A 4,970-nucleotide genomic window follows, 5' to 3' on the forward strand; every position below is an offset into this window, starting at 1 on the left:
CAGAAAGAACACCCGGCCCACACCCCGCCACGACGTGCACACACCCCGCAAAACACCGGCGGCGAAGCAGCGAACGAAGAAGTCAACTACCCCACGACCTCGCCGCACAGGTTAAAGATCAAGCTAGCCACAGGCCCCTTGGAGTTGATCATCTAGCGGGGCACCGGCCTGGTCATCCCGCATCACGGCACACGCGGCCAGACCGGGCTGCCTGCGTGGAAGGAGGAGCACAACACGTCCGACCGCAGGGTCCAGACCCGCGTCGAGCACGTCTTCGCGCGTACGAATTCTGGAAGATCCTTCGTGACCGCCGCCGCGCCGCCTGAAGGTCGAGGGCATGCACACCGCGATGCTCGGCATCGCCCGACTTCACAACCTCGCCCTCACACGATGACTTTCGCGCGGACGATGCTCAGTCGAGACAGAACTCGTTACCCTCGATGTCCTGCATATGGATGCACGACTCGTTGTCGTCGTCGGCAAGCAGCGTTCGCACGTGTACGGCACCGAGCGCGACCAGTCGTGCGCATTCGGCCTCCAGTGTGGCGAGGCGCTCTTCACCCACGAGTCCGGTGCCGGCCCGCACGTCGAGATGCACCCGATTCTTGACGATCTTCCCTTCAGGAACGCGCTGGAAGAGCAGGCGCGGACCCTCACCCGAGGGATCACTGCATGCGAAGTAGGTGATCTGATCCTCAGGCGGCAGCGAGCGATGGTAGTCCTCCCAAGTGGCAAACCCCTTCGGGATCGGCGGGACGACGTACCCCAACACCTCGCACCAAAAGCCGGCCAGACGCGCAGGTTCTGCGCAGTCGAAGGTGACTTGGAATCGCTTGATCGATGACATCGGCGCACCATAGCAGGGGGACTCTGCAGCTCATCTCCCGGCGCGGATCGGCATGTTGTCGGGAGAACGGCCCCTGCTGACGGGGTCAGTTATGGGACAACCCTCAGTGTGGATCAAGTCGAAACGTGCTCGGCCCTGCGGAGGTTCGACATCAGCGGCGAGGACGGCCCGGCCGGCGCCTACCTGGAGCACGGGCACAACGCGGCATGGTGCGCGTCGCCGATGGCGCCACCACGGTGCTGACCGGGTGCCTGGCCGTCCCGCCGACCGACCCTCGAACGCTTGCGCCCGACGGTTCCTGCTGCCGCGCCGGGAAAGGAGTTCATCAGGAACCAGACGCTTCGATAGATCAGCACCCACGACCAGCAGCATGCCGCACGAACATCAAGTCACGTGAGACAACCTCTAAGCCTAGATTGGTGCTGCCGACCTGGCGGCCTGCTCGATCTTCGCGCAGTAGGCTGCACGGGCTTCCTCGTCGATCTGCTTCTCGTGTTCGGCGCGCAACCCGGTCCGGCCGTCGAGGCCCTCGCGCAGGATATCGGCGTGCCCGGCATGCCGGATGGACTCGCCGAGGACATGGACCATGACGGCGAACAGGTTCGTGTTGCGATAAGGCTCCGGCCACCACGGCACGTGGCCGGGGGCGTCGAGGGGCAGCTCGTTGATCGTCGCGTCCGAGTGTTCCCATGTGCGTCGGTAGAACCCGATGACCTGATCGCGGGTCTCGTCCTCGGTCGCCCAAAGATCGCCGCCGTTGTAATCCTGCCATCGGGGCAGCGGTTCCGGGGAAGGGCGGTCGAAGACCTCGCCGAAGTACCTGGCCTCGACGGTGGCCACGTGTTTGACCAGACCGAGGAGGTTGGTCCCGGTCGCTGTCAAAGGTCGGCGGGCGTCGTATTCGGACAAGCCGTCGAGTTTCCAGAGCAGCGCCTTGCGGTCCCGCTGCAGTCTCCCGTGCAGGTTGCCTTTCGCGAATTCATCGATCATGCGGCATGAGCCTGCCATGGGCTGCTCGTGGTCTCAAGATCCCGCACGTGGTCCGCAACGACTGGCAGAGCCGAGGCCCGGCCATGGCCCGCCGTCCTGACCTGCTATAAGAAGCTCGCGCAACTTGCCACGTGAGACAAGGTCGACCTCGGGCGGCTATTCGGCGCGGGCGTGCGCAGCATGCTCTGTCCGCCCCTTCAGCGGACTGCGCGAGTATCAGGGCCGTGTCCCCGCGGGCACTGTGAGAGTTGATCACGGCATGAAGATTTCACGCTCGCGCATCATCGCCATCACCGCGCTCACCGCCGGTGCAGCCTTTGCCTCCGTGGCACCCGCGCAGGCCGGCGTTATCGACGGGGCAGTCAACAACGCCGCGGCTCTGAATTCCGTCAACGCCCTGGGCTCCCTGGTCAACAGCACCCTGTCGGACGCGTCGAACAACAACGCGAACACCAAAGGGCAGGGCAAGGACAACAACAGCATCAACCACTGAACACCTGCACCACGGAGCCCCCGCACTCATCACACTGGGGCTGTATGAAGCCTCAGTGCTGTCGACGTTGGTACCGAGGAGGACTCCTGATGCGCAGCGTCACCTATTCGATGAGCGTCTCACTCGACGGCTACATCGTCGGGCCGGACGGCGACTTCGACTGGACAGTGCCCGACGAGGAGGTCTTTCGCTTCTGGATCGACGAGATTCGAGAGGTCGGCGTCCACCTGCTGGGACGACGACTGTACGAGACGATGCTGTACTGGGAGACCGCCGACCAGGATCCAACGCTCGACGACTCAATGCTCGAGTGGGCCGCGCTCTGGAAGCCGCTCCCGAAGGTGGTGTTCTCCACCACTCTGCAGGCCGTGCAGGGACATGCCCGCCTGGTCTCCGGTGGCCTGGCGGAGGAGATCGAGCGGTTGCGTGCCGAGCCGGCGCAGGGCGACATCGCGATCGGCGGCGCGACTCTCGCCGCCGAGGCGGCCGCGTCGGGTCTGATCGACGAGTACCGGGTCATGATCTACCCAGTACTGGTCGGCGGTGGCGTCCCGTTCTTTCCTCAGCACGAGCGCCGGGTGGATCTCGAACTCATCGAGACTCGCACCTTCAACTCGAGAGTCGTCTACCTCCGCTACGGCGTGCCGCACTAGGGCCTGTTCTTGGTTGTGATCTAGCAACGGTCGAACACTGTGCTATTCATGGGCAGGTGACGGCTTCCGAGACATCCAGCAGGCCCTTCGACGCCGTGCTGTGCGACCTCGACAACGTGATCCGCTTCTACGACATGGCTCCACTGGCCGAGTTGGAACGCGCCGTGGGACTTGCCGAGGGCACCACCGCAGAGGTGGCCTACGCCCCTGAAGTGGACCTGCCGCTCCTCCTCGGCAAGATCACCAAGGAGGCGTGGGTGGACTCCATCGCGTCGGAGCTGTCCGCCCAGATACCGCTGACGCACGCCCGCGACCTGGGAATGGCGCTTGCCGATGCCCCGTTCCGGGCCGACGACGTGGTGGTGGCCATGCTGCGCAGGGTGCAGGGACATATGCCCCTGGTCCTGGTGACCAACGCGACCCTGGAGCTGGAGCGTGACCTCGAGTCGATGGGGCTGGCGGATCTCGCGGACCACGTCGTCAGCAGTGCCCGAGTGGGGGTGGCCAAGCCTGACCGGGTGATCTACGAGATCGCAGCTGAGCGAGCCGGAGTCGCCGCCCACCGATGCCTGTTCGTGGACGACCGGTGGGAGAACGTCGAGACCGCCATCTCGCTCGGGATGACCGGTGTGCACTACCAGGGGCCTGCCGACCTCCAGAAGTTGCTGGACTTTCTCCCCGGCGATTGAGAAGCCCATCATGTGGCGGGGCGAAGGCTGTGGATCCAGATGATCGAACCCCGCAACTGAAGCCCGGCCAGGTGTCCGGCATCTTGTCGTGACGAGTGGCCACGCCCCGCCACGCCTCCATCTTGTTGATCAGCCGTCCCACGGCGTTGCGCTCTCGGTAGAGCTCCGCATCATGGGAGACCGGACGCCCGCCCCGGCTCCCTCGTTTCCTGCGGGTTCGCGGCCTGATCGGCCTTCTCCGGAATCACCGCCTTAATTCTCCGCATTAGCAGGTAGGCCCGATTAGCACGAGACGAGTAGGCCTTGTCCGCTGATACCGCCTCGGGCCAGGTACGCGGACGGCCCACCGGGCCGCGGATCCTGACTTTCTCCAGGATCGGGATGAACTGAGGGCTGTCGGCGGCCTGCCCCTCGGTCACCTCGAAAGCCAGTGGGCTGCAACGGCGGTCGGATGCCAGGTGAACCTTGCTGGTCAGCCCACCGCGCGAACGTCCCAGCGCCGCGGCCATCAACCTCGCGCGGCGCAGGCGCCGGATGCGCCGCCGCTCGACCCGGTCGGCATCGTCTTCCTCTCCCTGTGCCGAAGCCCGCTCCTTTTGCCCTTTCCGTGTGCCCCCTTTGCTTGATCGACGGCCTCCTCCAGCGCGGCGAGGACATCGTCGCTCACCCGCATTCCCGCCGCGTCGTGATGGGCGCGAGCCACCGTGGAATCGATGCTGACCAGGGACTTCTCCGCCTGCCCGCGACGGGCGGCCTCTGCAATCATGCCCTCCATCAGAGTCTCGAAGACACCGGCGTCGCGCCACTGGGCGAACCTCTGGTAGACCGTTGACCAGGCTCCGAACTCCGACGGCATCTCCCGCAACTGGCTGCCCGTGCGGAACCGCCAGATCACCCCCTCGAACTGCTCACGCAGGTACTTCGGGTAGGGCCCATAGCGACCTATCGGAAGGAACGGCTCGACCAACTTCCACTCATCGTCGCTGAGTTCACGTCGCGCCACACAAGCGTTCTATCAATCCAAGGAGTGCTCTGGGCACGGAACCCAACATCATTGATCACAACCCCGAACAGGCCCTAGGTGTATTGATCACGAGCGTTGTTAACGCGGGGTCGGACTTGATCATGGCGAAGGCCCCCGTGTGTGGTGGAGGTGTCGAATCTTCACCGCACGGAGGCCTTCGTGTCCCACCGTAATGCCCGCCTGACCGTTCACGGCAGGCGGCTGCTGGTCGAGCGTGTCCGCTCCGGCCGTCCCGTCGCCCATGTCGCCGCCGAGATGGGCATCTCCCGTCCCA

Annotated in this window: 5 protein-coding genes and 3 pseudogenes; 5 read left to right on the forward strand and 3 right to left on the reverse strand. The window is 64.9% G+C overall.

Going from position 1 to position 4,970, the window contains the following annotated elements; all coding sequences use genetic code 11:
* Positions 1-159: 159 nt before the first annotated feature.
* A pseudogene (locus tag G3I77_RS40425) lies at positions 160-394 on the forward strand (IS5/IS1182 family transposase); the annotation flags it as partial.
* An 18-nt stretch (positions 395-412) separates the two neighbouring features.
* On the opposite strand, the gene G3I77_RS40430 reads toward G3I77_RS40425, so the two are convergent.
* Together G3I77_RS40430 and G3I77_RS40435 are read right to left on the reverse strand one after the other, a co-directional pair.
* On the reverse strand, positions 413-847 hold the full coding sequence (locus G3I77_RS40430) for a VOC family protein (RefSeq protein ID WP_248512448.1): 435 nt from the start codon (positions 845-847) through the stop codon (positions 413-415).
* A 411-nt stretch (positions 848-1,258) separates the two neighbouring features.
* Positions 1,259-1,837, reverse strand: coding sequence for a DinB family protein (locus tag G3I77_RS40435; RefSeq protein ID WP_248512451.1), 579 nt, complete (start codon positions 1,835-1,837; stop codon positions 1,259-1,261).
* Positions 1,838-2,096: 259 nt separating this feature from the next.
* Here G3I77_RS40435 and G3I77_RS40440 point away from each other — a divergent pair, with 259 nt between their 5' ends.
* The 3 genes from G3I77_RS40440 (at position 2,097) to G3I77_RS40450 (ending at position 3,672) form a co-directional block, all read left to right on the forward strand.
* Entirely contained in the window at positions 2,097-2,330 is a 234-nt protein-coding gene (locus G3I77_RS40440; protein ID WP_248512453.1) for a hypothetical protein, read from the forward strand.
* 89 nt (positions 2,331-2,419) lie between these two features.
* Positions 2,420-2,983 (forward strand): dihydrofolate reductase family protein, encoded by a 564-nt coding sequence (locus G3I77_RS40445; protein WP_248512455.1) that lies wholly within the window; start codon positions 2,420-2,422, stop codon positions 2,981-2,983.
* A 56-nt stretch (positions 2,984-3,039) separates the two neighbouring features.
* A complete protein-coding gene (locus G3I77_RS40450) occupies positions 3,040-3,672 on the forward strand; it encodes an HAD family hydrolase (RefSeq protein ID WP_374388714.1) in 633 nt (210 codons plus the stop codon).
* Between the two features lie 8 nt (positions 3,673-3,680).
* Here G3I77_RS40450 and G3I77_RS40455 read toward each other — a convergent pair.
* Positions 3,681-4,675, reverse strand: a pseudogene (locus G3I77_RS40455) (IS5 family transposase).
* A gap of 180 nt (positions 4,676-4,855) precedes the next feature.
* Here G3I77_RS40455 and G3I77_RS40460 point away from each other — a divergent pair.
* Positions 4,856-4,970 (forward strand): annotated as a pseudogene (locus G3I77_RS40460) (leucine zipper domain-containing protein); the annotation flags it as partial.

It is taken from the genome of Streptomyces sp. D2-8 (assembly GCF_023184515.1).
Classification (GTDB): Bacteria; Actinomycetota; Actinomycetes; order Streptomycetales; family Streptomycetaceae; genus Streptomyces.

What these genes read in the sequence shown, in the direction of transcription:
- G3I77_RS40440 (WP_248512453.1), top strand. Translation starts at nt 2,097, where the DNA reads ATGAAGATTTCACGCTCGCGCATCATCGCCATCACCGCGCTCACCGCC.
- G3I77_RS40445 (WP_248512455.1), top strand. Translation starts at nt 2,420, where the DNA reads ATGCGCAGCGTCACCTATTCGATGAGCGTCTCACTCGACGGCTACATC.
- G3I77_RS40435 (WP_248512451.1), bottom strand. Translation starts at nt 1,837, where the DNA reads ATGATCGATGAATTCGCGAAAGGCAACCTGCACGGGAGACTGCAGCGG.
- G3I77_RS40430 (WP_248512448.1), bottom strand. Translation starts at nt 847, where the DNA reads ATGTCATCGATCAAGCGATTCCAAGTCACCTTCGACTGCGCAGAACCT.